The sequence below is a fragment of the Anoxybacillus ayderensis genome (assembly GCF_013761015.1).
GTDB classification, from domain to species: Bacteria; Bacillota; Bacilli; order Bacillales; family Anoxybacillaceae; genus Anoxybacillus; species Anoxybacillus ayderensis.
This window is the reverse complement of sequence record NZ_JACDUV010000017.1, coordinates 1-1,798: the sequence shown is the minus strand read 5'-3', so window position 1 is coordinate 1,798 and position 1,798 is coordinate 1. Positions and strand designations below refer to the sequence as shown.

1 protein-coding gene is annotated in these 1,798 nt (G+C 47.2%); it reads right to left on the bottom strand.

Annotated elements, in window-relative coordinates; all coding sequences use genetic code 11:
• Positions 1-216: 216 nt before the first annotated feature.
• Entirely contained in the window at positions 217-1,656 is a 1,440-nt protein-coding gene (locus HNR63_RS13760; RefSeq protein ID WP_181521085.1) for a DDE-type integrase/transposase/recombinase, read from the bottom strand.
• Between the last annotated feature and the right edge of the window lie 142 nt (positions 1,657-1,798).

Sequence of the window (1,798 nt, the reverse complement as noted above, 5' to 3'; positions counted from 1 at the left end):
GGTAGCGTCAAAAATTCTATGAAAAACACCTGTGAGCGACCTGTTGAAGGAAAATAAAGGGGATGGTGGAGTCGGATTCGCCCTTGACCAACACTTGCCAAAGGAGAAAAAGGGTCAGTAAGGGCAAGGGCAGGAAAAAAGGGCATACTTGCCCCATCCTGATTTTACCTTTGGCGAGGTTCGGATGGTCAAGGGTTCGCTCCGCCGAATCCGTCCTTAGGACGCTGCCTGTTGTGCCAACATCTCTTGCGCCATGGCGATCAACTTCGCCCAACGCGCAGGCATATGTGGAAGGCGCTCCAATGCTGGGACGACGACGGGCACCCGTTTTTCTAGGGCGCTATGTGGTCGTAAGAAGTTGAAATACGCCACAAAGAGCGTGACAAAAGAAACGGATCCTTCCTCTGCACCGAATCCATGAGTGGGTCGGTAGTTGCCTTTAAACGTCCGATTGAATCGTTCAATGATCTGTTTGAGTGGTCGATATTCCTCGGACACGGGATCCTCATTCGTCAGTCCGATGACTTGGTGAACATCGAAAGAAATCCCGTGTTGGGCGAAAAAGTGTTGCGCTAACAAGTAGATCGGGTTGCCATCGACGACAAGAGACAAATCTTCAGGAATCGACGGTAGCTTTTTGAGGACGTCGTCGATCGCACGGATGGCAGCCCATGTATCCCGATTTGGGGAAACTCGATAAGACAGCACCACCTTTTTCACGGCATCAAACATAAAAAACAGGTAATGCCAGCGTCCTTTGACGCGAATATACGTTTCGTCGCCACAAAAAGAACCAGACAACTCATACGGAAAACGATCAACAAAAGGCTTGATGATCAGCGCGACGCTATTGGCATAGTTGATGACAGTCTGGTGGGAAATCGACACCCCATGGACGTCTTTCATGATACTCGCTGTTTTCCGCGCGGAGAGCCCATAGTTGACGTGATACGTCAAGATGAGCCCTAGCGTGTGCGAGGACACAGAAAGACGGGAAACATCTACCTTGGTCTTGATCGGTGACGATGGTGCCAACGGCTTGAAATCAAAGAGAAACTCACGGAAAATGTATCGAACTTTAAAGGCATGCGGCGCGTGTTGAAACTGTTCTTTTTCCTGAGGTGTCATTCGCCGCAAGTTCGCTTGGTAAAACGAACAATCATCATTCTTACATTTGTGGATGTGATAATCCTTACGCTCCTTGATTTTTTCAAGTGTCTTTAAACAATGCGGACACCGAAAGACCACTTGTTTGGCAAAACGGCTACGATGGTTGAAACGGCAACGACACACTTTGCATTGATACTGACCTTTGCCTCCGTTATTGGCGTACACATACGCAGACGGCGCTTGGCACTGTGGACACGTCAATACATCGGGCACCGTGGTTTTCGTGTTTGCGTGTCTCTTGATCGGTTTCAATGGTTTTCCGTGTTGTTGTTCGTATTCGACAAGAAGCTGACGATAATCCAAACGCGGAAGCGTTTCGATGACAGGCAGTTCATCGACTTGGAGTTTCTGATACGGTTTATTCACAGGTTCTTCGTCATCCCAGTCAGTAAGGGACTTGCCAAGAAGTGCACCTAACAAATAAATAATGATTTGATATTGGGTCTTGATTATTTGAAGACATTTGATTAATAATTGAGGTAACAAGCTTGTCACTCCTTTGTTTTGGTTCGTGGGTGTGGTTACCTCAATCGTACCAAAAACAGCAGGGGTGGCAAGCTTTTTTTGTCGAGAACCGCATAAAATCAGCAAAAACTTAGGGTATGTCTTTAAAACTTTTGACAATACC